Annotated in this window: 17 protein-coding genes and 1 pseudogene; 10 read left to right on the forward strand and 8 right to left on the reverse strand. The window is 60.5% G+C overall.

Going from position 1 to position 24,911, the window contains the following annotated elements; translation table 11 throughout:
• The first annotated feature begins 10 nt into the window (after positions 1-10).
• Entirely contained in the window at positions 11-3,406 is a 3,396-nt protein-coding gene (locus AB7F49_RS04365) for a TM0106 family RecB-like putative nuclease (protein ID WP_394017821.1), read from the forward strand.
• A 194-nt stretch (positions 3,407-3,600) separates the two neighbouring features.
• Here AB7F49_RS04365 and AB7F49_RS04370 read toward each other — a convergent pair whose 3' ends face one another.
• Positions 3,601-4,368 carry a hypothetical protein gene (locus AB7F49_RS04370; RefSeq protein ID WP_428520608.1) on the reverse strand — a complete coding sequence of 256 codons (768 nt, stop codon included), beginning with the start codon at positions 4,366-4,368 and terminating at the stop codon, positions 3,601-3,603.
• Between AB7F49_RS04370 and AB7F49_RS04375 the strand changes: the two genes are divergently transcribed.
• From AB7F49_RS04375 to AB7F49_RS04395, 5 genes are all read left to right on the forward strand, one after another.
• Positions 4,339-5,124 carry a hypothetical protein gene (locus tag AB7F49_RS04375; RefSeq protein WP_428520609.1) on the forward strand — a complete coding sequence of 262 codons (786 nt, stop codon included), beginning with the start codon at positions 4,339-4,341 and terminating at the stop codon, positions 5,122-5,124. The two genes, AB7F49_RS04370 and AB7F49_RS04375, sit on opposite strands and share 30 nt — an antisense overlap.
• A gap of 439 nt (positions 5,125-5,563) precedes the next feature.
• Complete coding sequence (locus tag AB7F49_RS04380) at positions 5,564-6,823, forward strand: hypothetical protein (RefSeq protein WP_428520610.1); 1,260 nt, start codon at positions 5,564-5,566, stop codon at positions 6,821-6,823.
• Positions 6,810-7,535 (forward strand): hypothetical protein, encoded by a 726-nt coding sequence (locus tag AB7F49_RS04385; protein WP_394017642.1) that lies wholly within the window; start codon positions 6,810-6,812, stop codon positions 7,533-7,535. Before AB7F49_RS04380 ends, AB7F49_RS04385 begins: the two co-directional genes overlap by 14 nt.
• A complete protein-coding gene (locus AB7F49_RS04390; protein ID WP_086089407.1) occupies positions 7,528-11,874 on the forward strand; it encodes a hypothetical protein in 4,347 nt (1,448 codons plus the stop codon). Before AB7F49_RS04385 ends, AB7F49_RS04390 begins: the two co-directional genes overlap by 8 nt.
• A gap of 136 nt (positions 11,875-12,010) precedes the next feature.
• Entirely contained in the window at positions 12,011-12,913 is a 903-nt protein-coding gene (locus tag AB7F49_RS04395; RefSeq protein WP_394017822.1) for a Wadjet anti-phage system protein JetD domain-containing protein, read from the forward strand.
• A 130-nt stretch (positions 12,914-13,043) separates the two neighbouring features.
• Here AB7F49_RS04395 and AB7F49_RS04400 read toward each other — a convergent pair whose 3' ends face one another.
• Both AB7F49_RS04400 and AB7F49_RS04405 read right to left on the reverse strand, forming a co-directional pair.
• Positions 13,044-15,332 (reverse strand): Mov34/MPN/PAD-1 family protein, encoded by a 2,289-nt coding sequence (locus AB7F49_RS04400; protein ID WP_428520611.1) that lies wholly within the window; start codon positions 15,330-15,332, stop codon positions 13,044-13,046.
• On the reverse strand, positions 15,307-16,494 hold the full coding sequence (locus tag AB7F49_RS04405) for a hypothetical protein (RefSeq protein ID WP_245303458.1): 1,188 nt from the start codon (positions 16,492-16,494) through the stop codon (positions 15,307-15,309). The genes AB7F49_RS04400 and AB7F49_RS04405 overlap by 26 nt, the downstream gene beginning before the upstream one ends.
• A 342-nt stretch (positions 16,495-16,836) precedes the next feature.
• On the opposite strand from AB7F49_RS04405, the gene AB7F49_RS04410 reads away from it, so the two are divergent.
• From AB7F49_RS04410 to AB7F49_RS04420, 3 genes are read left to right on the forward strand one after another with little or no spacing between them, the layout of a single operon-like run.
• Positions 16,837-17,178: a helix-turn-helix domain-containing protein gene (locus AB7F49_RS04410; RefSeq protein WP_086089410.1), complete on the forward strand. Its 342-nt coding sequence runs from the start codon at positions 16,837-16,839 to the stop codon at positions 17,176-17,178.
• Entirely contained in the window at positions 17,168-18,460 is a 1,293-nt protein-coding gene (locus AB7F49_RS04415) for a type II toxin-antitoxin system HipA family toxin (protein ID WP_086089411.1), read from the forward strand. Before AB7F49_RS04410 ends, AB7F49_RS04415 begins: the two co-directional genes overlap by 11 nt.
• Before the next feature lie 34 nt (positions 18,461-18,494).
• A complete protein-coding gene (locus tag AB7F49_RS04420) occupies positions 18,495-19,013 on the forward strand; it encodes a hypothetical protein (RefSeq protein WP_086089412.1) in 519 nt (172 codons plus the stop codon).
• A gap of 93 nt (positions 19,014-19,106) precedes the next feature.
• On the opposite strand, the gene AB7F49_RS04425 is transcribed toward AB7F49_RS04420, so the two are convergent.
• The 5 genes from AB7F49_RS04425 to AB7F49_RS04445 form a co-directional block, all read right to left on the reverse strand.
• Positions 19,107-19,907 (reverse strand): hypothetical protein, encoded by an 801-nt coding sequence (locus AB7F49_RS04425; protein ID WP_147413460.1) that lies wholly within the window; start codon positions 19,905-19,907, stop codon positions 19,107-19,109.
• A 20-nt stretch (positions 19,908-19,927) separates the two neighbouring features.
• Entirely contained in the window at positions 19,928-21,001 is a 1,074-nt protein-coding gene (locus tag AB7F49_RS04430) for a hypothetical protein (protein ID WP_394017645.1), read from the reverse strand.
• 147 nt (positions 21,002-21,148) lie between these two features.
• Positions 21,149-21,931 carry a hypothetical protein gene (locus AB7F49_RS04435; RefSeq protein ID WP_428520612.1) on the reverse strand — a complete coding sequence of 261 codons (783 nt, stop codon included), beginning with the start codon at positions 21,929-21,931 and terminating at the stop codon, positions 21,149-21,151.
• Positions 21,932-22,092: 161 nt separating this feature from the next.
• Positions 22,093-22,944 (reverse strand): hypothetical protein, encoded by an 852-nt coding sequence (locus AB7F49_RS04440; RefSeq protein WP_086089416.1) that lies wholly within the window; start codon positions 22,942-22,944, stop codon positions 22,093-22,095.
• Between the two features lie 6 nt (positions 22,945-22,950).
• Positions 22,951-23,724 carry a hypothetical protein gene (locus AB7F49_RS04445; RefSeq protein ID WP_086089417.1) on the reverse strand — a complete coding sequence of 258 codons (774 nt, stop codon included), beginning with the start codon at positions 23,722-23,724 and terminating at the stop codon, positions 22,951-22,953.
• Between the two features lie 331 nt (positions 23,725-24,055).
• Here AB7F49_RS04445 and AB7F49_RS04450 point away from each other — a divergent pair.
• Positions 24,056-24,794 (forward strand): annotated as a pseudogene (locus AB7F49_RS04450) (ArdC family protein).
• The last annotated feature ends 117 nt before the right edge of the window (positions 24,795-24,911 follow it).

The raw sequence follows: 24,911 nt of genomic DNA on the forward strand, positions 1-24,911 counted from the left end.
CGTGGCGTTCATGCGCAAGGACGGGGAAACGGTCCATCTTACGGCGAGCGACCTGGTGGGGCATCTCAACTGCCGCTACCTGACAGCGCTCGATCTCTCTACCGCGCGCGGCGAGATCGCGAAGCCGTCCGTTTGGGATCCTGTCCTGGAAGTCCTGGCAGAACGCGGTGCGCAGCATGAAAAGGCTTACATCGATCATCTCAAAGGGAAGGGAGATGAGATACGCCTGATCGGCGGAATCGGCGTCGAAAAGGATGCCGTCAATAAGACCGTCGCCGCCATGAAGGGCGGTGCATCCATCGTTGTCCAGGCCGCCCTTCAGGATGGCGTATGGAGCGGGCGGGCTGACGTGCTTCGCCGCGTCGAGAAGCCAAGCGTCTTTGGCGCCTGGTCTTATGAAGTCGTTGACACCAAGCTTGCCAAGGAGACGAAGGGCGGCACAGTCTTGCAGCTTTCATTGTATTCGGAGCTGCTCGCATCGATGCAGAAGAAACTGCCCGAATTCAGCTACGTCGTTACCCCGGAGACAGGCTTCGAGCCGGAAATCTATCGGACGACAGATTATTCGGCTTATTACCGGCGCGTGCGCCGCAGTCTTGAACAGTCGGTCGACAATGGCACGGCCGACGATCTCTATCCCGAACCGAACCCGCACTGCGACATCTGCCGATGGCGGCGACATTGCGATGAGAAGCGACGAAAGGACGATCACCTCTCGCTCGTCGCCGGAATCTCGAAAAGCCAGATTGGCGAATTGAGACGCCATGATGTCGGCACGACCGCGACGCTGGCGGAAGTTGTTCTGCCCTGGCCGTGGAAGCCGGATCGTGGCGCCGCTCAGAGCTACGAGAAAATTCGCGAGCAGGCGCGACTGCAGGTCAAGGGACGGACGGAAGGCAAGGTCATCCATGAGGCCTTGCCGATTCAGCCCGGGTTCGGGCTTTGTTGTCTGCCCGAACCGTCGCCGGGAGACATCTTCTTCGACCTCGAAGGCGATCCCTTCGTGCGGGGCGGCGGGCTCGAATTCTTGTTCGGCTATGCCTATCAGGACGAAAGCGGACAAGCGCAGCATCGCGCGGAATGGTCGTTCACCCGGGCCGATGAAAAAGCTGCTTTTGAACGCTTCGTCGATTTCGTCTTTGAGAGCCTCAAAACATATCCGGGCCTGCACATCTATCACTTCGCGCCGTACGAACCGGCCGCCTTGAAGCGCCTTATGGGCCGATACGCAGCGCGGGAAGAGGAAATCGATCGCTTGCTGCGCGGCGGCGTGCTTGTCGATCTGTTCGCCGTGATCCGCCACAGCATTCGCGCCAGCGTCGAGAGCTATTCCATCAAGAAGCTGGAGCCGCTTTACGAATACAAGCGCGCGCAAGATTTGTCCGACGCCGGAAAGATACTTGCCAAGGTCCAGGCCTGCCTTGAGCTCGGCGATGTGCAGGGCATAGAAGATGCCGATCGCAAGGTCGTCGACGCTTACAACAAGGATGATTGTTTATCGGCATGGGCATTGCGTGATTGGCTCGAAGGATTGCGCGCCGAGCTCCTCACGGGAGGCGCGACAATAGACCGTCCCGAGCCCAAGAGCGGAGACGCAAGCGAAAAGCTCACCGCATGGCAGCAGCGTATTGCTCCGCTCGTCCAAAGCCTGACGCAAGTGGCTCCGGTCGATGTGACGGACCGGACACCGGATGAACATGCACGCTGGCTTCTGGGCAATGTTCTGGATTTCCACGGCCGCGAGATAAAGGCGACCTGGTGGGAGTATTTCCGCTTGTCGGCTCTGTCCGCAGAGGAGTTGCTCGACGAGCGTGCTGCGATCTCCGGCCTGACGTTCGCCGGCAATGTTGGAGGAACAGCAAAAGCGCCTATTCACCGCTACAGCTTCCCGGCGCAGGAAACGGAGCTGCGCGGCGATGAAGATCTGCGTGCGGTCGGAGGGAAGCCGTTTGGCAAAGTTAACGCGATCTCTCTTGACGACCGTACGGTGGACATCAAGAAGCGGCAGGATTCGGCTTCACTGCACCCGGAGGCAATTTTCTCGCATAAGGTGATTGGAACAGAGGAGCAGGCAGAAGCCCTCGTGCGTATCGCCGAATATGTCATCGCAAATGGAATGAAGGGGCCGGGACGCTATCAGGCGGCGCGCGATCTCCTTCTATTCGATGCGCCGAAGATCGGTGGGCAGCCGATCAGAAACGTGGATGAGACGACGCGCAGTGCAGCGGTTCGCATCTCGCCGGCATTCGAGCCTTGTGTGTTTCCCATTCAAGGACCTCCGGGCGCGGGTAAGACGCACATCGGCGCTCGCATGATTTGCGCCCTTGTTGCAACGGGAAAGAAGGTCGGTATCACCGCGAACAGCCATAAAGTCATCCGCAATCTGCTGGATGAGATTCAGCGCGCGTGCAAGCAGAGCGGCAAGCCAATTCAGAGCATCCAGAAGCTATCGGAAAAGGCGGACGACGTTCCCGGCATCCGGTTTACGACCGACAACGCCAAAATCTTCTCTTCGCTCGGGCCCGATTGTCCGGTGGCCGGTGGAACGTCGTGGCTATGGGCTCGCCCGGAAGCTTTCGAAGCCCTTGATGTATTGTTCGTTGATGAGGCGGCGCAGATGTCGCTCGCGAACGTCCTGGCGGTGTCGCACGCGGCAAAGACGGTCGTTCTGCTCGGCGACCCGCGCCAACTCGAACAGCCATTGCAAGGCAGTCACCCGGAAGGAACGGACGTATCGGCGCTCAAGCACATCCTGGGCGAACATGCCACCGTCACTGCCGACCGCGGGCTGTTCCTGGAAGAAACATGGCGGCTGCATCCGGAGATATGTTCGTTCACTTCTGAGCTGTTCTACGAAGACAGGCTGCGGTCGAAACCCGGCCTGCAGCAACAGGCGATCAAATCACAAAGCGGCGTGAATGGCTCTGGCTTGCGCTACCTAGCGGTCGAACATGAAGGCAATCAAAGCGCTAGCCCTGAGGAAGCGGACGTTATCAAGGCCTTGGTCGAAGAGATCCTTGCATCGAAGGCGACATGGATAGGACCGGACGGAGAAGAGGCTCCTGTTGCACTCGACAACATCCTGATTATTGCGCCGTACAACGCGCAAGTGTTCGAATTGCAAGATCGCTTGCCGGGTGCGCGGATCGGCACCGTCGACAAGTTTCAGGGGCAGGAAGCACCGATCGTCATCTATTCAATGACCACATCAAGCCACGCGGACGCGCCGCGCGGTATGGAGTTTCTTTACAGCGCCAACCGCTTGAACGTCGCCACGTCGCGGGCGCGCTGCGTTTGCATCCTTGTCGGCTCGCCGTCGCTGTTCGAAGCGGAATGCCGTACGCCGCAGCAGATGCAGCTTGCGAATGCCTTCTGCCGTTACTTGGAGATGGCGCAGGCAATATGACGCGCGGGCTAAGAATATCGGCCGTTGCTGCCTGACCATGGTACAATCGGCTATGCGACGTGATTCAATGACCAGGCGGATGTTGACCCATGCGCTTCAAGAATTTGGAGAGTTACAGGATCGGCGGGGTCGGCAGCGACATGCAGCTTGGAATTCCCCTGCCGAAAACGCCGGACGGCCGTGTCTATCGGTACTCACCGAACGAAAATGCGCATCCGCGACTTTTTCTGCTTGGCGACCGGGTGGAAGGCTTCGCTCTCCCGGAAACCATGAGCGCGCGTATGTCCCATATGCCGGGAACGCCCGGCACAATCTGTCCGTATAGCGGCACATTGGATGAAGACGATGCCTTCACACATCCGGACGACGTAGCGGCAGCGCAGGAAGTGGTCGCGCACGCCGCTGCGGCCGACGTCGCTGAGGCCTTTCATGGCATGTTCGCCGATCTTGGGCGCAAATTCGCCGGGAATAAGTTCGTCAAGATCAAGCCGGGTCCGCAGCCGCATCCGAAACCTCGACCCCGTTTCGCGCGCCGCGATTTGCTGCGCGAGTTGGTATGTGACGAATGCGGCCGCGATTACGGGGTCTTTGCGATCTCGCTGTTCTGCCCGGATTGCGGAGCGCCGAACATCCATCTGCATTTCGCCCGCGAGGCGATGCTCGTGCGGGAGCAAGTGGAGATGGCCGGCAAGCTGGGTGCAGAGCAGGGGGAACTGGCTTACCGGCTGCTCGGCAATGCGCATGAGGATGTCCTGACCGCATTCGAGGCAACTCTCAAAACCGTCTATCTCTACAAGCTCACGACGCGGCCCGCAGACGCGCCCGAGGTGAAGCCAGTCGGAAATGCTTTCCAGAACATCGAGCGGGGCCGGAAGCGTTTCGCCGAATTCGGCTTCGATCCATTCGGAAGCCTGAGTGTTGATGCGCTTGCTGTGCTCACGCTGAATATCCAGAAGCGTCATGTCATTGGGCATAATCTCGGGATTGCCGATGCGATGTTCACCGAGCACGCGGCTGATGCGCGCCTTGGCGAAACGGTGCCCTTGGTTGGCGAGGACATTCTTCAGTTCGCGGACATCTGCAAAATGACCGTCGACCACATCGATGCGTGGCTTGCGAGCGGCGCGCTGCCTCCAAGCCGCGATGTGCCGCCTGTAAAGCCGATTATCGCGCCTCCAGCGAAGGAGCCGGCGACATTGAGGGTCGGAAAATTAGGCAAGCTGGCCGTACGCATTGCACTATGGGTTGCGGAACGATCAGAAAAAGGCCTCGGTGATTTCATCGCCGAAGAGGAACTGACGAAGGCCTTTCCGGATTCCAGCATGGACGAGTTGGCGTTCGCCGTGGCCGAGCTTGCGAAGGACGGTTATCTGCGGACGAGCGCCGTAATCTCCAAACGCATTCCACGGATACGCGTCGCCGCCGAGCTGTTCATCACTTTCGATCCGCATGCGATAAAGACTGACCCGGCGTCGGATGTGGTTACGCTCGTGGACTTGGCGCTTGCCAGGAGCAACACGGTAGGCGTCGAAGAATTGCATGCAGCGACGGGATGGCCGCTTAGACGCTTCAATCCGGCCTTTGCTTATATGGTCTCGCAGATCGACGGACGGCGCGTTCTCGCCGGCGGGACCAATGATTATCCGGCTCGCGGCTTTTTTTTGATGGATGAGGATCGGGTTGATCTCAAGCGTTTTGCCGATCGCCTGAGGGGCTGAGACCCGTCCAGAGGAGGGGCGCATTGCGTCGTCCGGAGGGGAACGGCCGCCACGGCTGGCGGCCGTTGGGTTTGCATTTGTTCTCTAATTGTTCCATACTTTGGGTTCCGGGACAAGCCAGAGCTCCTGATTTGGTGCGGGTAGACCCCGCCTCAATCTTGGTGTGTGCTCACCAGGGGAAAAGCGCATCAAAAGTTGCACTCCGTAATGCCTGCAGGGGCGATCCACAGACAAATCGAATGCGTCCATGTCCGACCAGCGTTTCATTTCCGCCGATGCTGCGCCGCGCCTGACCAGCCATCTGCGAGCTCTGTCCTTGATTGCGCCCCTGCAGCGGGCCGAAGACAACAAAGGAATGCTGCACGTCTCCGCCAAGACGGCGGAGCGCGTGGACATGCGCTATCTGGCTCTTGCCGCCATCGAATTGCTGATCGACCGAATGGGCGCCGGCGGAACGGCGGGCCGCGCAGAGCTGATTGAATATCTTGCGGATTTGGCACGGCTTCAGTCGCGAAATCTCTCTGACCCGGATGCGACCGCGCTGGCAGAGCATGTGTTCGACGGCTTGACCAACGCTCGCGACCGCCGCGCGCGCTTCAAGGTCCGTCTGTTCGATCCAGATCAGCCTGAGGGGGTCTTTTTCGAATTCGCATTGCTGCGAGCGGAGCCGCTCCCGGACGGGACGGTGGGTTACCGGCTGACCCAGGAAGCGATTGAAATCCATCTCAGCTTGCTGGCGCACGATCCACTCACAGCGACGCAGGTCAGCGAGATCATCGTTGGAGAGTTTCTCAAGCGGGGACTCTACGATCATGCGGCGTCTGCGGCAGAACGGACGAGAACCAACAGTATTCGTCTTGCCGAAGCGATCCGGCTGCTTATGGCGGAAGCGCGCCGCGCCATCCTCAAGGTCATGTGGCATGAGGAGCTTGGCCCGAAGATGGAGGAGGCGCGCAGTCTGCTGGATGCGTCCATCATGCGCGAGGGCGCCATGCTGGCCCAATTGAGCGATACGGCGGCTGATGTAACGGATGAGACGGACCGCCGCCATCTCTCGCGCATCCGCACGCTGCTGCTCGATGTGCAAACGCGTCACCGCAAGCTCATCGTCGTGGTGCAGAAGACGGCAGATGAATATTTGCACCTCCAGGCTGACACCCTCAAGCTGCGGCCCTTGGCGCGATTGCCCGATCTCGAAAATGAGATTCTCGATCCTTTGTTGCGGGCTCCGGCGAACTTCTTGATTGAGAATGCATCCGGAGTTTTTGGCGCGATTTCCGGAACGCTGCCGCCGCTTGTCCTCGACATCGCAGCCGCGGTTGCCGCATTCGAGCCGGATGTTGAAGAGGCGGGCGTCTTCGATCCGATCATTGAATTCGATGATCCTACCGTGGGGCTGGAATTGCCTTTCGACGAGGCAACCATCACGCGGGCTGAACAATTTGCACGCGCGACCATCCTCGCGACGGGAGCCATCACCCTCGGTGAGCTTTTATCGCGGGCGGCCTCGGATCGACCTGATGACGCAGCCTTTCAACGCTGTCTTTTTCTTATCCTGGAACAGGCGATCGATCCGCGCACGACAGACGTTGCCGGCGGCGCGTCGATTTTGAGCACGCGTTTCGATGCGGGGTTCGTTGAGGGCACCGATGTGAGATTCTCGCGCGCCACGGGCGGAGGAGTTCATGCTTCCCAATGACGTGAAAGACGCCTCGAGACTTGTCGAATGGGGCTTGCATCCGCGTGCGCTGCCCGAAGCACATCCAGAATACCGCGATCTGGTCCGTCGTTGGATGGATGACGGAGGCTTCAAGGCCATTGTCGCTTCCGTCGCCGAAGGTCTGAAGCTGCGGGTGGTTGGTGTGAACGCGCGCACGGGCATTGTGCTGGGTACGGAAATGGAGTCCGTCTTCGCCTATACGATCTCGCGCTTCCGCCGGAACTTTTCAAATGACGACGCTGCGGTTGTGGCGCTCGTGTTGGTGGCTGCGTGCGCGACCTTTTATCCGGTACAAGATGCGCTCGACAGCGATGAGATCATGTCGCCTAGCGCGACATTGTCCGAGATCAGAGATCGTCTGACCAAGCTATGTCAGGCGTTGGAATCGCAGGATCGTACGGGCGATGCGGCAGCTGCACGCTGGCGAAAGGGCTGGCAATATATCCGGGCATTACCCGAGATCGTCGAGGATGCGCGACGGACGGCACGTAGCCACCTGCATGGCCTTGTCGGGCTGGTCCTCAATCATCTTTTTGAAGCGGGTTTCGTGGCGGTCGATGAGCGTCAAGACGGAAACCATCTTTACGTTGCCACGCCGCGTTTTCGGATGATGCTCGCAGAGCATGCCTCCGTGCCGCTTCTCGATCTGGCCCGCGGCGCCAGTGAGGCGAGGGAGAATGCTCATGCTTAAGATCAGTCGCGCATATCTGGACGCCTGCGGTTATGTCGATGGCGTGTTTGAGGAGCTTCTGATCAAGCCGACAGACGCGACCGGTTCGGCACTGCATCACGTTATTCACGCGCCCAACGGCGTTGGAAAAACCACGATCCTCGCGCTCCTGTTCAGCATCTTCGAGCCGGATCGTCGCAAGTTTCTGCGCACGGAAATCAACCGCCAGCACAGGATCGAGCATTATTTCATGCCGGGACGCCTTGGCGTGGTCGCGCTTGAGCTGATCAAACCCGGCGTGAACAATAAACCGGTGCGTCATGTCATCGGCCAGGTATTTTGGCTCACGCCTGCTTCCAAGGGAGATGATGGAGAACCGGGACACCGGCGGTTCTTTGCATTCCAGGCCGACGCTGACGCCTCATTGGATACGTTGCCCTTTCGCGGGCTGTCGGGTGACACGCCATTGCGCTCGCTCGATGACTTCACGCGTTGGGCGCGCGATATGCGCAGCAAGCCGACATTCTTTTCCACCGACTCGCTCACTGCATGGCGCAAGCATTTGACCTCCGAACTCGGGGTGGAGCTGAAAGTCATCGAAGTGCAACGCCGGTTCTGCGGCACAGAGGGCGGCATCGGTGCGGCATTTCTCGATTTCAAGTCCGAGCAACAATTTCTCGAAAAGATATTCGCTTTTATGATTCCGCCGGATGCCGCCGACAGTGTCGTGCAGGCGTTGGAGACGGGACTTACGAAAATCCGCGGCCTGCCGCAGCGAAAGGACCAGCTTAAGGTTCTTACGCAGCTTGCAGATGGCTTCACGCCGTTCATTTCCGCCGCCGGAGCTCTGGAAGCCGCCGAAGCCGAGCGTGCCGACGACTTCAAGCGGCTCGGCCGTCTGTTTTCCCGCTTCAAGATCGATCAGACCAAGCTGGAAGTGGAATGGGAGATCGTCGGCGGAGAATTGGCTATCAAGGGGCAGGGTGTCGAAGACGCTCGCGCCCGCGAGCGCAAGCTCCAAGGAGAGGTTCTCTTTCTGGAGAAGGCTGCTGCCGACCGGCGATTTAGCGATGCCAAGGCGGCAGTAGAACGGGCAAAAGACAGCTCAGCAGCCGCAAGTCGCAGACTCCAAGCGGCGCGCGCCACTGATATCGGTCGCAAACTATCGTCGGCGCAAGGACAGCGAGAAGCCTTCGAGGCGGAGTTGGATCGCATCGATCGGGATCTTGCTCCTGACCGTGCACTCCTTGCGCGCGCCGGAGCGAATCTTCATGCCTTATTGGATCAGCTGGCTGCCGAGGCCGAGCGTGATGCCCATATCTACGAACAGCGGGCCCAAGAGGCAAATCAGCTGGCTGAAGCGCACGCCGAGGAGGATCGTGCGGCGAGCATTCGCGCACAGGAGTTGAAGGCCGAAGTCGAACGTCTCGCCGCACGGGTGGCGGAGCATGACCGCGAGCGCAAGGAGCTCGAGCGTCAGGGTGCCCTTCGCGCGGCAGAAAGTCCTGCTGCGGCGTTGGCGCGCATCGATAGCGAATTGAAGGTTCAAGGCGATGCCGTCGCCGATACCGAATTGCAAGACGAGCAGCGAGAAAAGGAAGCGCGCGATCTTGAAGGCCTCCGCACTGCGGCACTTGCGGATTCGCGCCGCTGCGCAGAGGAGGCTGCGCGTCTCGCAAAGCTCGGCGAGGCTGGCCGGACTTTGGAGCAGGCCATTCTTGCCAGCGAGGTACTTGCCGCAATACTGGCTGGCGAATCCAAAGACCCATATCGACCGGATTTGCCGGAGCGCGCGCGCGCCGCGCGGACGTTATCCGAAGAAGTGCACCGCAAGCTTGCGACCGAGCGCGAGGCGATCGCAGGCGAGCTTAGTTTTCTCGACGCTGAAGGCGTATCGTCCGTGCCGGCCGATGTCGCTGTGGTCGCCCAAGCCCTTAAGGAGGCCGGTATTGTCGATGCGCAGCCGGCAGAACACTATCTGGCGCAGTTCAAGCCGGATGCCGACGAAGCATTGGCGCTGTTGCGCGATGATCCGGCACGCTTTGGCGGCGTGTTCGTTGCGCGCCTTGACCGCAAGCGCCTGTCGACGCTCGCAAGTGATGGCCGTCTGAAACTCAAGGGCCCGGTGGTCGTCTCTGAAGCGACGCTGCAGACCACGGCCACGTCTGCCACGGATACGGGAATCGTCTTTGGCCCCTTCAGCGCGGCGCGCGTTAACAAACAGGCGGCTGCGGAAGAAAAGTCCCGGCTTGCGGATGCTTTGTCAGCCAAGGAAGCGGAGCTTGCGTCCTGTGTGGCACAGATCGAGGCGATTGGCACGCTCGTCGATCAACTCCGCGAGCTTCACAAGAACTATCGCGATGACCGCCCTGACGACATATTGCGCCGTTGCGAGCAGTTTAAGTCCGATAAGGAGCGCGCGGATCAGCAGGTCAAGGATGCCATTGCCCGGCAAAAGGCGATTGCGCAAGAGCGCGCGCAATTCCGCGACCGTCTGCATGAGCTTACCGATGGAATCAGCCGGCTGAAAATGGCGACACAGGCTGTCGATCAGTTCTTACGTCGGTATGTTGATATCTCCGAAATGTCCGCGCGCATTCCGGTGGCAACTGCTGAACAGCAGCAACAGCAGGATGCCGCGCTGAAATCTCGCGGCGCTGCCGTGAAAGCGCGCGCGGCGGCGACCGATTCCGGGGGCCGTGCGGTGGCGCTTCGCGCCGATGCAAACGCACGCCGATCCGACAAGGCGCACTATCCGGAGACGGACGGTGCGGCCGCCGATCGAACGGGCACGTTTGACGATCTGCGCAGCCAATACAAAACGGCTGAACATGCCCTCGCCAGCAAGCGGGACGCGCAACAGGCGACAGTTTCGCTCCAGCTCTCGGCAGTGAAAGAGAGCATTTTTAAATTTGAACAGGAATACGCGCAGGCCAGCGACGGATTGGGGCCGGCCGATTTTGGGCCGTTTAGCGCTGTCGCCGATCTTGCGCGTGCAATCAAGGAAGCGGATCAGAATGACTTGGAATGCCGCGCGGCCGTCGTCCAGGCAGACGCGACGCTAACGTCGGCTCAATCGGCGCTTGGTCCCGTCAGTGGGAAGATCGAGCGGGCTGAAAAGAAAAGCGGTCTAAAACCCATTCCGGTTCCGGAATTCGCGCAAGCGCCAGCCGAACTGTGCGCCAATGAAGCTGCGCTGCGTGAGCAACAGGGAGAGGCGCTTGAAATTGAAATTCGCAACATGGAACGCGAGCATTCGGGTTTGCGCACGCGCCATGCTGACATCAAAGGCAAGCTGACCGGCGTCCAAGCGCTTGCCAAGCGGGCTGAAGGGCACCTCCCCGAAGCGAGCCGGGACGAATTGCCAGACCTAAGCCTGAATCATGATGAGCTCGAGCCTGCGCTCGATCAGGTTATCAGCCGGATCGGAGAAACGCGTGCCACAATCAGCCGGCTAGACGACGAGGCCGAAGCATGTTTCGAGCAAATTCGCCAACTGATTGAAAGCGAAAGCTTCCGCCGTCTTGAACCTCAAGTCGCCGATCACCTGCGCCGTTACTCGCACCGCTCGGCGGGAGCGGAGCGCGAGACGCTTCAAGCACGTATCACCGAGCGCATCGGAATTGTCCGCAGCGAGATCGAAAATCAGATGCGGGACCAAAATGCGTGTCTGGAACAGCTTCGGCTCCATGTCATACACGCCGATGATCTCCTGCTGCGCGCTGCTCGCTGTTCGAAGATTCCGGACCACATTGCCTTCTACGGCGGCGAGCGCATTTTGAAGATCAAGCGGCGCCTGCGTGACGTGCCAGTCGAAATGGTACGCAACCAACTCTCGATCTGGTTGGACGAGCAGGTACAGACCGGACGTGTTCCCTCAGATGGTGCCGTCCTGGCTGCCGAATTGCTGAACCGTGTACACGCCGGTCGTGCGCTTGAGATCGAAATTCTCAAGCCCAAGCGAGATGCAATCCAGCCGTATATGCGCGTGGACCGTATGGGTCTGTCAGGCGGTGAGGGCGTAACCGTTGCGATGATGCTCTATACGGTGATCCAGAAGCTGGCGATGGACGAGCGTACAGACGGAAAGAACGCAGCGTCGGGCGGCTTCTTGATGCTCGACAATACGTACGGCATGTCCAACATGATGGAGCACATTGTGTTGCAGAAAACGATGGCGGACCTACTGGACATTCAGCTGTTCGTGACGACGTGTAGCGAGGACAAGCACGTTCTCAACATGTTCCCCGCAATTACGCGTTTGGTGCAGGGCGAGCGCGTGCTGTTGGATGGCCAGCCGAAATACATCCGGGTGCGCTCCGGCGACTATCTCCTGAAGGGGGACGAGCGTGCCGCCTGAGGCCGCGCGTCGCTTTGTACGCGCTCTCAAGAAAACGGGGCGAAGGCGTATCCCGTTAGACATGCTCCGCCGGGAATTCGCCTCGGCATGCCCCGAGCTTGCCGAGCAGCCGGATCGGCGCACCCGCTTGGCTGAGGTGCTCCTCAATGCCGCGGATACGGGAGAGATACTTCTTCCCAAGCAAAGACGAAGCTGGGACCGCGCCGGCGGCGCGGCCCTGCCGGGATTTGTTATGCTCGCCGGGCAACGACAACCACGCCCACCCGTCGTTATCGCCGGCTATGCTTGGCATCCATTGCTTAGTTTTGCAGCAGGGGAGCGCAACCGGTTGCGGTTGGAATCGGCGAAGCGCATCAACGAGTGGCTCAAAAGTGATCCCGATTTGAGCCTCATCGTGCCGATCAAAGAACGCTCACTAGAAATTTTCGGCGACGAGAAGCGGCTCGATCACCTACGCGGCGGCACAAACAATCTCTTCGGGCAAGTCAGTCTCACTTCACTTGGTTGTCGTCTATGCCCCATTCCTTTGCCGTTCGAAGCGGGACCCGCAACTGCGCGCGGCCAGCCGATCCTCATTGTTGAGAACAACGACACATGGGCCTCGTTCTCCGCCTGGAACCGCGGTGCGGGACGCTACGCCGCCGTCGCCTATGCCGGCGGCGGTCACGGCAAGAGTCTGGCCTACGATGAGATGTTTATCGATGAGTTGATTAATCGTTTCCGGGCCGAAGGGCTTTTCTACTTTGGCGATCTCGACCCCGCGGGGCTGCGCATTGCGAGCCGAGCAGCGGAGCGCCGTGCTCAGCGCGGTGGGTTGCCGCTTGAGCCTGCTGCGTCTCTCTATGCGTGGCTTCTAAACCGAGGTGCGCGAACGGCCCTTCGCCCGAATGAAAGGGCTACGCTAGCCGATCTCGCCTGGCTTCCGGAAGATCTGCGGGGCGCGGTCGAATCTCTATTCGCCGACGGACATCGAATCCCGCAAGAATCTCTAGGTACGCGTGTGCTCACCGCTGGCGAGAGTCCATTTCATCCACGTTGAACGCGTCTGCTTGCTTGACCTGCACATGACTTGAGACGGATACCGCCACAATCAGCCGCCTGATCAGACCGATAACAATCAGATCAACGGCAGGAAAGCGTACCGGTTTAGGCTACGCAGCCGTCTCCGCTCATTTTATCGCTCCATCATGCATAAGAGCGTAGAGGCGTGTGGGAGCCTGGATCAGCAACACAGAGGGAGGTGGTCGTTCCGCCGCGAGCTGCCGAGCCGTGGCGCGGTCGAGCGCGGAAGGGCCTTGATCCGCCAGATGCGAGTGCCATGTACCGACGTCGAAAAGCGTCCCGCCGCTGGCTCGATGCCGCACTTTGATGGCAGCTTTCAAGCCGGCGGTCCCCAGCACGAAGCGGGTCGCTGAGCGCTCGCTGTCCGGCGGGGCCTCGATCAAGTCGACCACGATGATCGTTCTCAGGCGTGCGCTGCATGTGCCGATCAGGACTCCCCCGGTCTCCACGGTAGGATAGCGCGCCACCTCTTCTGCGATCTTGGTCATGACACGTGAGGAGGCCCGAACGGTCCATCCCTGCGGACCCTCAATGGTCACGACCTCGAAGGGAGCGACGCGTTCGTGCGTCCAGGTAGTGTTGGACGATCCTTCAGCTCTTGTTCCGACAACGATGCATCCCGGATCCTCATCGGCCTGCATCAGGCCGACAAGCTCTTCAGTGAGTGCCGCCGTCATCGCGGACAGACGCATGTCGGTCATCGGCATGGTGAGCGATCCGCATCCTTGACCGATTTGAATTTCCGTCAGGCCGAATTCAGGGTCAAACAACAGCTTGCGGACCCGGTCGTCCGTCACCGTGGCGTTGAGCTCGTCGGTCAGGTCGCAAAGCGTTGGATTGCGGGCAGCACCCTCAAACAGCAGGAAACCGCCATCGCCGCGCCCGAAGAGTGCCGCTTCAGCAAACCGGGCTTTGGCCTGCTTCGATCCGATCGTTGAGAGAGCTTCACGGACGGCGAGTGATGCCGTGGTATTGACAGCATAGCGCGCGTCCTTCGGCAGAAACATTTTGCGCTGCTCGTTCTTGGGAAGGTCGGCGACCATATCGCCGTCGTGCACCGCGGGCGATTGTCCGAGCAGCCCGAGCTCACTGGCGAGCTCTTTTGCCTTTGAACCGGCGAACGATGCACGGGCCAGCGCGTGTCGCGCCATGTTGTGCGGTCGAAGCATTCCATTGTCGCTGACCGCGCTAATAGTTACGCCCGACCGCGCGAGATGCATCGCCATCTTTGAACCGACGCTGCCGCAGCCCAGCATCGACACGGGAGCAAGTTCGGGAGCGCCGGAGACGTCGCGCAACAGCGTGGGATTCGTCGCATCGATCTGCATGGCCGGCACAACGGGCTCCGCATCACCTGCCGCGAAGAGTGCGGCGCGTCCCTTCATGGCCTTGATGTCCACCAGATAAGGCAGCAACTCGATATTGGATACCGATCCCACCAGATGCTCGGGCCTCCGCGCGCAGAGGATGATTCCGATTGGAACAGGCGCCTCGAGCACATAGCCCTGCCAACAGCGGTTGAGATTTTCGAGAAAGACGTCCAACCCTCGACCGCATCCAAGTTCGTTGGCGCGCTCTTTCAGACGGGCCAGGGTGTCGACGGTCTCAGGCATGTAGGCCGCAGCGACGAACTCGTCTCCACTCGGCTTCTTATCGGGCCAGACGAGGCAACTCACCGTGTCGCCGAACCAGTATCCATCCCGCGTATTTCGCCCGAATAGCTTCTTGTCATCCCGCTTGAGTGCAGCTTGAGTCTGGCTGACGTCCAGCCACGTGGTGCCTTGCTTGTCGACGAGCGAACCGTCCCCGCCGCTACGGAAGAAGGTGGACTTGAAAACCCGATATCCACCGTTGCGATCAACGACCGCGCGGCAAGCTTCGGCATTGAGCGCGATCACGTCGTTAAGGTCACGACGTAAGGTCGGCTCCCATCCTCGTCCGTGATGGATCAGCGTGCCTTCGGCTGCGCGCTGAAGCCAGAGAATAAGCTGATGCACGAGGTTGAAGATGCCGAGCTCAACCAGGCCAAACTGGAAGAAATACTCTCGCTGGTTGCCATCGATCAGGCAGGGGCGCGGCGGCTCGGTCACCGGACCTGGCTGAACGTGGGGAAGATCCCTCGGGAAGTCCATCCGCAAGGAGAACGAGGGCGATGACCATGGGTAGCTGGGCCAGAGCCTCACGTTGACCGTCTCGACAACGCGAACGCCGTTCGGGCTCGCGCCGTCGACCTTGAACTGGAGCGGCATCTCGACGTTCAAATCGAGCTCAATACGCGAGCCGCCAGCATCGACAGATACTAGGCGGCCGCCCCGGCACTCCGGATGACGAAGCGCTGCCGCAAGAAAACGTTCGGCGTGGCCGCGAAAGTCATTTCCCGCCATGCCCGGTTCCATGCGGGCGGGCCTGCGAGGCGGTCGCGCTGATGCCGAGAGCCGGTGCGGCGAGAGCCGATGCCTTGCCGATTTTCCGCACGATGCCGTTCGACTTCACCTCGAACTCCAAGGCGACCTTCTTGTCGTTCCAGTATTCGTCGGTGCAGAAGAACCGGTCGGCATCATCGTCGAGAATGTCGACGTACTCGCGCTTCGCCCGCTCGTGCGGCGGATTGTCGTCGTCCGCCTTGATGGGCTTGCAGCTCGCCACGATGATCGCGCCTTTGCGCGTCTGCGAGAGCGCGCTTCGCGCGTCAGGATCGACCTTGACCGCTTCGCCCATCTCGCTCCAGCGATCAAAGCTCAGACTGCGCCAGGAACAATGATGCGGTGTCTCCATGATGTCGTAGGTGAACCAGTCCGCGCGCTCTGCCTTGTGCAAATTCCACAGCCGATTCCAGATCGCGACTTCGGCGTCGCCGCCGGTCAGGAAGCGGCAACGATCGCTGATGCCGCCACCGCGCAGCGAGAAGCGGATGATGACCGACGACTGATTGTGCCGCAGCGTCTCCTCGTCGTCGTCGTCAATGGGAGGAAGGGGGGCCAGCAACCGCCCCTGGAACGAGCCGTCCTCCACCCGGTTGCAGGCGTCGATCGTCTCATCGCGCTTGATGACGATGTCGAGAATATCGTCGGTCTTCCCGTCGATGTCCTCGCCCATGATCAGAATGCGATCGCCTTCCCCCGTCGAAAACCCGTTCTCGCGGAAGAGCGCGACGCGTCGCCGTGCTTCCTTTTGCCAGGCTTTGGCATCCTCGCAGAGCGACTCGCCGTTGGCGCCGGCGCGGCGGAACACGACAGGTGACGACCACATCTCGCGGATCAGGATCTTGTCGTCGTCTTCGTCCCAGGAGTCTGGTGGCCCAAGATGAAAATGATTGCGCAGGCCCGCGACGTGGTCGCTATGGGGATGGCTGACCAGGAAGGCGTCGACGTAGAGGCGGCCCTGGTTGTCCCGCTCAAGCCTACTTCGCAGATCTTCGGCGACGTCCGGCGTGTCGTCATCGTCGTCGTCCGCCTTGCCGCGGATATTGATGTCGATGAGGATGCGCTGACCGTTGTCGAGGCACATCAGAACCATGTCTCCGTTGGAAACAGGGAAAAAGGTGAGAGAGGCGGTCATGGTCGTTCCCGTACTGGATTTGTTCTATAAACGTGGTGCGTCCCAAAAATGATGGGTCGCCGGCGCTTTGGAACCTGAGATAGGAACTCATCGGAGTTCCGCAATATTTGGTTCAATGTGATTCTTTTTCCACAAGATATTGACTCTGGGAGTGTTTGGAGTCCGCACAATTCCGCGATTCGGTAGGCTTGGTCGCTGCTCGCCTATTCGAGGTGAGTGCTCTTAAGAGCACTGAATGACCTTTTTGGTGCTCTTAAGGGCATAAGATACTTGCCGTTAAGGAGTTGCCTCCTCTATGCTCTTAAGAGCACGAAAACCGGGATTTGGAGCCCTTAAGAGCCCATGACTGCCAAGAACAATCTCGTCCAGGCGCCCCCCTTCGAGGTCGATCGAACCTTGAAGAAGCTAGGGGCCGATCTGCGGACCGCCCGCCTGCGCCGCAACCTGACCGTCGACGCCACCGCCGCCAAGATCGGGACCGGCCGTCGTGCCATCCTGGACGCCGAGAAAGGCAAGGTCTCGACGCAGATCGGTGTGTATGCGGGCTTGCTGTGGGCCTACGGCCTGATCGATCGCCTTGGTGATGCAGCCGATCCGCGCTTCGATGAGGAGGGTCAGCGTCTCGCCTTGATTCAGGATCGTGTCCACGCCCGTAGCCCGAAGGGATTGGACAATGACTTCTAAGGTCACGCCGACGGAATGCTTCGTCTACATCACCTTGCCCGGTCAGACCGCGCCGGTCACCGCGGCGCGGTTTGAACTCACCAAGGACAGGCGCGACATTGCGATCGGCAGACTGGTCTACGGCCGTAGCTATCTCGCCCGCGCCGACGCGGTGCCGATCGATCCGATCGAACTCAGGCTTGCCGGCCAGACCTACGAAACTGTCGGCATGAAAGGCCTGTTCGGCGCGCTGCGCGACGCGGGACCGGACTATTGGGGGCGCCGCGTGATCGAGCGACATGTCGGTGCAGCCCAGCTCAACGAGATGGACTACCTGCTGCACTCACCCGACGACCGCGCAGGCGCGCTCGGCTTCGGACTGAATCAGCAGCCTCCAGCGCCCAAGCGCGATTTCAACAAGACGCTGAGCCTCGCTCGGCTGCAGAAGATCGCCGATGCCATCATCGATGAAGAAGATCGCCCAGACGATGCCGAAGCCGCTCAGGTCGAGGAGTTGCTGCTGGTCGGCACGTCGATGGGCGGCGCGCGGCCGAAGGCCGTCGTCGAGGACACCGACGGCCTATGGATCGCCAAGTTCAACAGGAAGGACGACAAATGGAACAGCGCGCGCGCTGAGCATGCGATGCTCGTGCTCGCACGGGCGTGCGGTGTCACAACGGCGGAGAGCAAGGTGATCGTCGTCGGCGGCCGTGACGTCCTCATGGTCAAGCGATTTGATCGCGAGCGGGCAGAAGGCGGCTATCTCCGCGCCCGCATGCTCAGCGGCCTGACACTCCTGCGCGCCGAAGAGGGGCACGACACACGCGACCGGTGGTCCTACGTTCTGCTGGTTGAAGAGCTGCGGCGAATTTCGGCCAACCCGCGTGCCGATGCTGCCGAATTGTTCCGCAGGATGTGCTTCAACGCATTGATCTCCAACACCGATGATCACCCGCGCAATCATGCGGTTATGGCGATGACGCCGGATTGGAAGCTCTCGCCTGCCTACGATCTCACGCCCACGCCGTTGATCAGCGAGGAGCGACGCGACCTCGCCATGGTCTGCGGCGACGCTGGCCGCTATGCCAACGCCGAAAATATCGTCTCGCAAAGCATGCGCTTCCTGCTTGAAAAAGACGAAGCCGAAAAAATCGTGTTGGAGATGGAAGAGCAGGTTCGAAACAAGTGGTACGAGGTCGCGCGGCGAGAGGGACTCTCGGAAGCGGACTGCAACACGATCAGCCGATCGTTTGTTTATCCTGGCTTTCGCCTCCCGATGTCGCCAGCCGCACCACCGGCCTGACCCTTCAATTCCGACTGCCTGACGGAGAACCAAGATGGCGCGCCATCCGCAACGCGATCTTTATGAATCGACGCTCGTCGAGATCGGCCGGATCACCACCACCTGGGCGAAGTTCGAGCACTGGGTCGATGTTGCAATCTGGTACTTGGCCGACGTCGAGGACCGGCGCGGCGCCTGTATCACGACGCAGCTCGGATCGATTCATGCGAAATTCCGCGCGCTCGAAGCGCTGATGGTCGAGGCCGGCCGGCCGGAGCCGATCCTCAAGATCATCCGCGGGATCGCCGGCGAAGCGGCCGAGGTGGTGAAGACGCGAAACAAGTTCGCCCATGGCCCGCTCGACATGGATGTGAACAAGGAGACCCGAGAGTTCGAAGTCTACCTCAAGCACATCAGCGTCAGGGGCAAAGGGGTGCTGACGTTGGAAAGTGAGGTGCTGACCAAGTCAGAGCTTGAGAGCGCGCAAGCGAAAGTGGCCGGCGTCTATCAGAAGCTGATCAAGCATTGGCACGAGATCATCGATATTCCGAGCGCCGAGGAACTTGCGCAGTAAGCGCCCGACACAGCGTCGAGCGTGCGACCGCGCTTTGCAAGAGAGCGCAAGGCAGCGACATACACATAGACCGCCGCTGATCTCTTGATGTGTTCAGGGTGACGGCTGTTGCGGTGCCTTCGAGCGAGATGCTGCCGCCTTCTTTGCTGGCTTTGTTGCGGCTTTTTTCGGCGTGATGAGCGTTTCGCAAGACAAGATCAGCTCTCGCGCATAAGTCCGCGCTGCGGCAATCACGCTCTTCCGGTTCACGGCCAGAAGAAAATACAGGGCATGGGCGGCAGCCACGATCAGGACGACAAGAACGCGTTTCGCGTCAGCGCTCCCGATGTCGAGCGTCCCGTGATAGACGAGCACAGCCGCACAAATAGCAACGACGATTCCGTTCAATGCGAGCGCCGTCCACTTCGCGCCCAGCAAATTCCGGCGGAAGCCATACGCGCAGTTCTCGTTGAACAAGATCGGGAATTTCTTGGCATCCCGGGTGTGCGTGCGAAGCCACGTCCCGGCAAGTTCATAAAATGCATTCGCTGCGGCGGGGTTCTGTTGCTCGTCGTTCGCGCTCGGCTCCGGCTTCTCGATCTTGGCCGCAAGAAAGGCGCGGTATCGATCCTTTGAGGCCTGGTCGATCGTGTTGTCAGAGCGATGCATCATCGTGACCGACGGCTTGCCGCCGATCTCGCTGTACAGGCCCGGCTCGAGCGCCTGTCCCTGTTTCCGTGCCCAGTCGGACAACGCATACAGCAGCGCCAGCATCGCCACCGTGGTCACCGCCACGTAGAGGTCCAGCTCCTTCCACGGCACGAGCAAGAACAGGGCGGCCAGAGCCGGTGCGACCGCGAGGATGGCGGGGATGAACCGAGCCCTCACGGTGTAGGCATCGAAGAAACGAAGCATCGAAGACCCCATTTGCTCGATCATGCCGCAACACCCGGCGCCGCCTTGTCTTCGACCTCGGCCTGGAACGGAACGGGCGTGCTCGACGGCCAACCACGGCTGCTGCCGGAATGGTGCATGATCGTGCTGCCCCGCGTCACATACACGGGATAGCCGCGGCGCAAGAAGGCGTTGCTGATCTGGCCGCGCGGATATTCGGGCTGGCCATCGCCGACCGAGCAGATCGCGCTTCCGCAGGTGACGCCACTGGCGACCTTTCCTCCCAGCCAGCGGTCGAGCACATTCGGCGTGACGTTTCGCCGGCTGCCATGATGAGGCACCTGAACCATGTTGGGGATCTTCAGCTTGCCCAGCAGCGCTGCGTAGTCGGCGGCTTCGTTGAGGCCTTCCGGTCCGACGTCGGCTGTCAGCAAGATGCGCTGCCCGTCGAGTTCGCCCAGTTGCACGACGCTGGTCTCGTTCGACGCCGATGTCGGGTCGGGGGAGTTTGAAAGCGTTTCGATGTCCCATGTCTCCAGCAACTTGTTCCGTGCCTTGCGCAGCGCTTCGAGGAGGAAGTTGCCGGCCGAATCCGCGGTGGTCATGCGCTGCGGCGTCTTCTCAAGATCCGGGACCAACCGCACATAGCGGGCGCGCGACGGCGCAAGCACCGTGAAGTTGCCAATCGTGGCGCCCTGGAACACTTCGTGCACGATGGTGCCTTGTTTGGCCGCAAGATCTTCGAGCTCCACAAGATAGGGATGCAGCTCGCGCATCTTGTTGATCAGACCCTGAAGCGTATAGCGCCCGTGGAAGTGCTGAAGCGTCTCCGCGGCGTACAGCCACGGCCGGTTCATCCAGAGATTCTGAACCTTCATCTTCTTCATCACCTCGACCAGACCGGTCGCGTGATCATCGTCGGCGTGCGAAAGCACCATGTGGTTGATGAAGTAGGAGCTGCCGTAATGTGTCTGAATGTGCGCGACGATCTTGTCGCCAACGTCCTTGTAGGCGCCGTCCACCACATGAACGAGGACGCCGCCCGGCACGCTGTACTGGACGCAAATGGCGTCGCCGTTGCTGTTGCCGACCGGCAGGAAATCAATTTCGAACATGAACTCCCCCGCTTGGGCGCAATTGCCCTAGTTTGTTCATGTAGTGTTCTGACTCCGGCGCCGCAAGGCAATGGTTCACAAGTTCTTAAGGCTGCACGAACGTTCAGAATTATCAATTAGATTCAATGGTTTGCCTGGAAGGCGGTATTAAATCGACCGAACTTCGTCGCCGGATCGGGGACTCGAACCCTGTACAGGCCGAGCCGGAACCTCGGTCTGGAGCTGCCGGGTCTGTTTCGTCGCCTGCAGACAGCGAATCCACGCCGCCAAGAGCTTATCCTCCCCAACCGCGGAGACGACCTCCCGGTTTTGCGGATGGCGCGCCGAGTCGAAGTGGCGCAGCAGGGCCTGCTCCATGCGAAAGGCATCGAACGCCGTCTCCCATATCTCGTGATAGACCGTGCGGTATCGCAACCCGCCGGCCGCAGGCATGGCCGCCTGATTGAATTGCCGCTCGCGCTGCTTCCAGTCAAAGGCCCAGCCGATCTTGAATGCGGACGTCGTCGCACCTTCTAGCCTCATGGCATAAGTAAAGGCCGGTGCGCGCCGGAGGTGCATGATGCCGGTGCGTGTCGTTGATGGGGGAGGCGCGGCTCTCCGCCGGGCGGCGTCAAGCCCTTCCACGCGGACTCTCGCGCGCAGCGGGCTGAGCAGCGGCACAGACTCGCGCGGTAAATTAAGGATCGCGTCCGCTTCGTTCGGCAGCAGCGGGACAATGCCTTGCGCGGAATCCATATGAAATTGCCGTGCGGAGATGTCGCCTAGCGCGGTTCGGGGTTCGGTGAAACGCCAGGCGGCGCGGAGTTCAAGGCCGAAGGGCCAACGATAGTTGCCGTGTTCGTCGCGATCGACCTCGCGCACCGCGTCGAGGTCGAAATAATCGAGCGAACTGACGACCACCGTCGACGGCTCCATCAGGCCGAGGATCATGCCGCGTTCCTGTTCGGGCGTATTGGCGCCGAATGTGCCGACAATGGCCACAAGATCGCCAGGTTGGAGCAAGCCACGAGCGCGGTCCCGAAATCCGCTCAGACTGAATTGCAACGGACCGCAGGGCACGCTGAAACCCCAGGTCTTGGTCATGTACATTGTCATGAGGAGCGCCCGCTCAGGCGTTCGTGTTCTCCGATAAGAAAGGTGATGTAGCTGCGGATCAGGTTGCAGTAGAGGCGGGCTTCGTTGATGTGAAGCGCGAGCCCATCGCGCAGATCGACGCCGTGGCGAACGCCGCCACCGGTCGGCGAGGACAGATAGCCATGCAGCGTCATCATCCATTGCAGGATCTGATCCTGATGGCCGCCACGACCACGTGATTTCAGTTCGCCTATGATCTTGTTGAAATACCGGCCCTGGATGGAGCCGTCGAAAATCTCGTCGCTTCGGAAAGCGGTCGAGACCGTCTCGAGAAGCCATAGAACTTCTTGCACCGCCTGCCGGCCGTTGCCTTCGGCGAGAGCTCTCTCCGTCGCTTGAAGGGCCGTGTCGATCAGGGCGCGAGCTTGAGCATCGAGGGAAGGGGCCTGCTCAGGAACCGTGATCGGAATGTGAGTCCGCGTTGCGATGAGATTCGGAAGATCGATCTGATAGCCGGCCCCATGCTCGGTCAGGATGCGGTTGATGCGCGTTGCGTCGGGCAGCGCCATTTCGGGATTGCGCTGCTGCAACTGCTCACATCCGGAGTAAAAGGCGTCGATAAACAAGGGTGCGTTAGCAGCGGCCTCGTCCATCGCCCGATCGAGATCGCTGGCGGCCCAACTCGCGTCGCTGCTCGAATGATAGGGGATGCCGGCTGCGGCGGCGAAAGCCGATTTGAAGTGTTCGAGGATAGCCTTTCGCGACCCTTGACCGCTGATGCGGTTGATCAGATTGAGAAAATCGCTGACGACGCCGGGCTCGATCGGACCGGGACTGTCAAACCGCCATTGGTTGTTGAATCTCAGCATCGGTGGTCAGCCTTGGTTGTTCAGCGGCTCGGGATCGTCAGATTCCACGAGGCCCTCCGCGATCATGAGCTTCACGGCGTGATTGAGCGCTGCGCGCTCGCGGTCGGTGAAGGCATGATTGGGATGGCGCTCGTCGTAGTCGAGGCTCAATTCCTCGATCAAATGGATCATCAGGGTGATGTGCAGCGCAAAGGATCGACGGGCCAGGCCTGTATCGGTCTCGGGAAAGTAACGGGTCATGGCCGTGGGCCCAGGAAGATCTTCCATAGGACCATCCCAGGCAGTCACGCTTTCAACGACGTCGTGCTTCGACACATGCGCCGCAGCGGTGAGATCGCCATAGAGCCGGCGCAGGGATTTCTCGAGCGCCGTCACATTGGGGGAGCCATTCGGTTTGCGCCGACCTTCGCGGACCGCCTTTAGCTGCGCCAGGATTTCCATCTCCTGTCGCAGCAGCGCGTGCGCTTGCAGATAGCGCGCTTCTTCAATGGCGCTCTCGCAGGCGTTCAGCCCAATGACAAATCCAGCGAAGAGTGCGTTGCGCTCTTCCGACGTGGCAGTGATCGGTGTCACCACGCCATTGGTGCGCAGCAATCCGGCGCCCAGCACGCCGGCGACGAGAAGGTGGGCGTCGATGAGGCGTCCATAAGCCTGCTTGGCCTTCACTCTGGCCTGATCGCCAAACATCTTCTGAACACCGTAAAGCATCGCCGCCGGATGAATCAGCGCCTGCTTATGCTCTTCAATTGACTCATTATCGTCGCCAGACGCCGCCGCCATGTTTCCCGCCCGTGGTCACTGTCCTGGTCGAACCGACAATAGATGCTTTTGGGGGCATTCGGCGGAAAGTGGCAGTCAAAGGCGCTATCCGAGATGGATCGGGCGTCTCCCTGCGGGACCGCGCCGTCGGCTGTCGCTGAAGCCCCGGCTATGCCGGGTCTTCACCCTCCGGGCTTCCGTCCCTGACGCGGCGCTTGCGGATTCGTTCGGTGAAACCGACGCCCGCGTGCGCTGCTGGTGCGCAGGAGGAGAGTGAGAGTGCCGGCCGGGTGGGCCGTGACGGGTTGGAAGCCGCGGGAGAGGCTCGCGGCGCCCGTCGCGGAGACCCGCGATGTCGAGAAATGCTTATCGTGCGCGCGCCGGCGAGGACCGGGCGAGCCTCTATGACGAAATCACCGACAAGATCATCGCCGAATTGGAGGCCGGTCGCGTACCCTGGGTCCAGCCTTGGGGTACGGCTGCCGCAAAGGCGCCCCTCGCAATGCCGCAAAACGCTTCCACTCGGCGGCAATACAGCGGCGTGAACGTCCTGATCCTCTGGGGGTCTGTGATCGAGCACGGCTTCACCGGCCAGAGCTGGCTCACGTTCCGCCAGGCACTCTCGCTCGGCGGCCATGTCCGCAAGGGTGAGCGCGGCACGACTGTCGTCTATGCCGACCGCTTCATTCCCAATGATGAGAAGAAGCGCGCGGCAGAATCCGGGGAAGGCGATTCCGTTCCTAAAGCGCTTTACGGTGTTTAACACCGACCAGTGTGATGCGCTGCCGGACGAGATCGTAACCATCGCGCCGCCGCCACCTCCCGGTGTGATCGAGCCGGAGGTAGAAGCGCTCATCAAGTCGACCGGCATCGACTTTCGTATCGGAGGCAACCGCGCCTTCTACATTCCATCGGAGGACTACGTGCAGGTGCCGCCGCCTGCCGCGTATTTCGAACCCATCAACTGGCACCGCACAGCCCTGCATGAATTGGGCCACGCCAGCGGCCATCGCTCACGCCTCAACCGCGACCTGTCCGGCGCGCACGGCTCGAAGAAATACGCCTTCGAAGAACTGATCGCTTTATCCTGACTCTGTGATCCTGTCTCAGAATCATGCATTGGAGGCGCCTCACCACGGCTCCGGTGAAGCTCTTCAGACGTCCGGGTCAAGCGTTCCCGCAGCGTAGCGAGGACAACGCTTGACGCG

Origin of the sequence: Pseudorhodoplanes sp., from assembly GCF_050250235.1 — a bacterium.
In the GTDB taxonomy this organism is placed as follows: Bacteria; Pseudomonadota; Alphaproteobacteria; order Rhizobiales; family Xanthobacteraceae; genus Pseudorhodoplanes.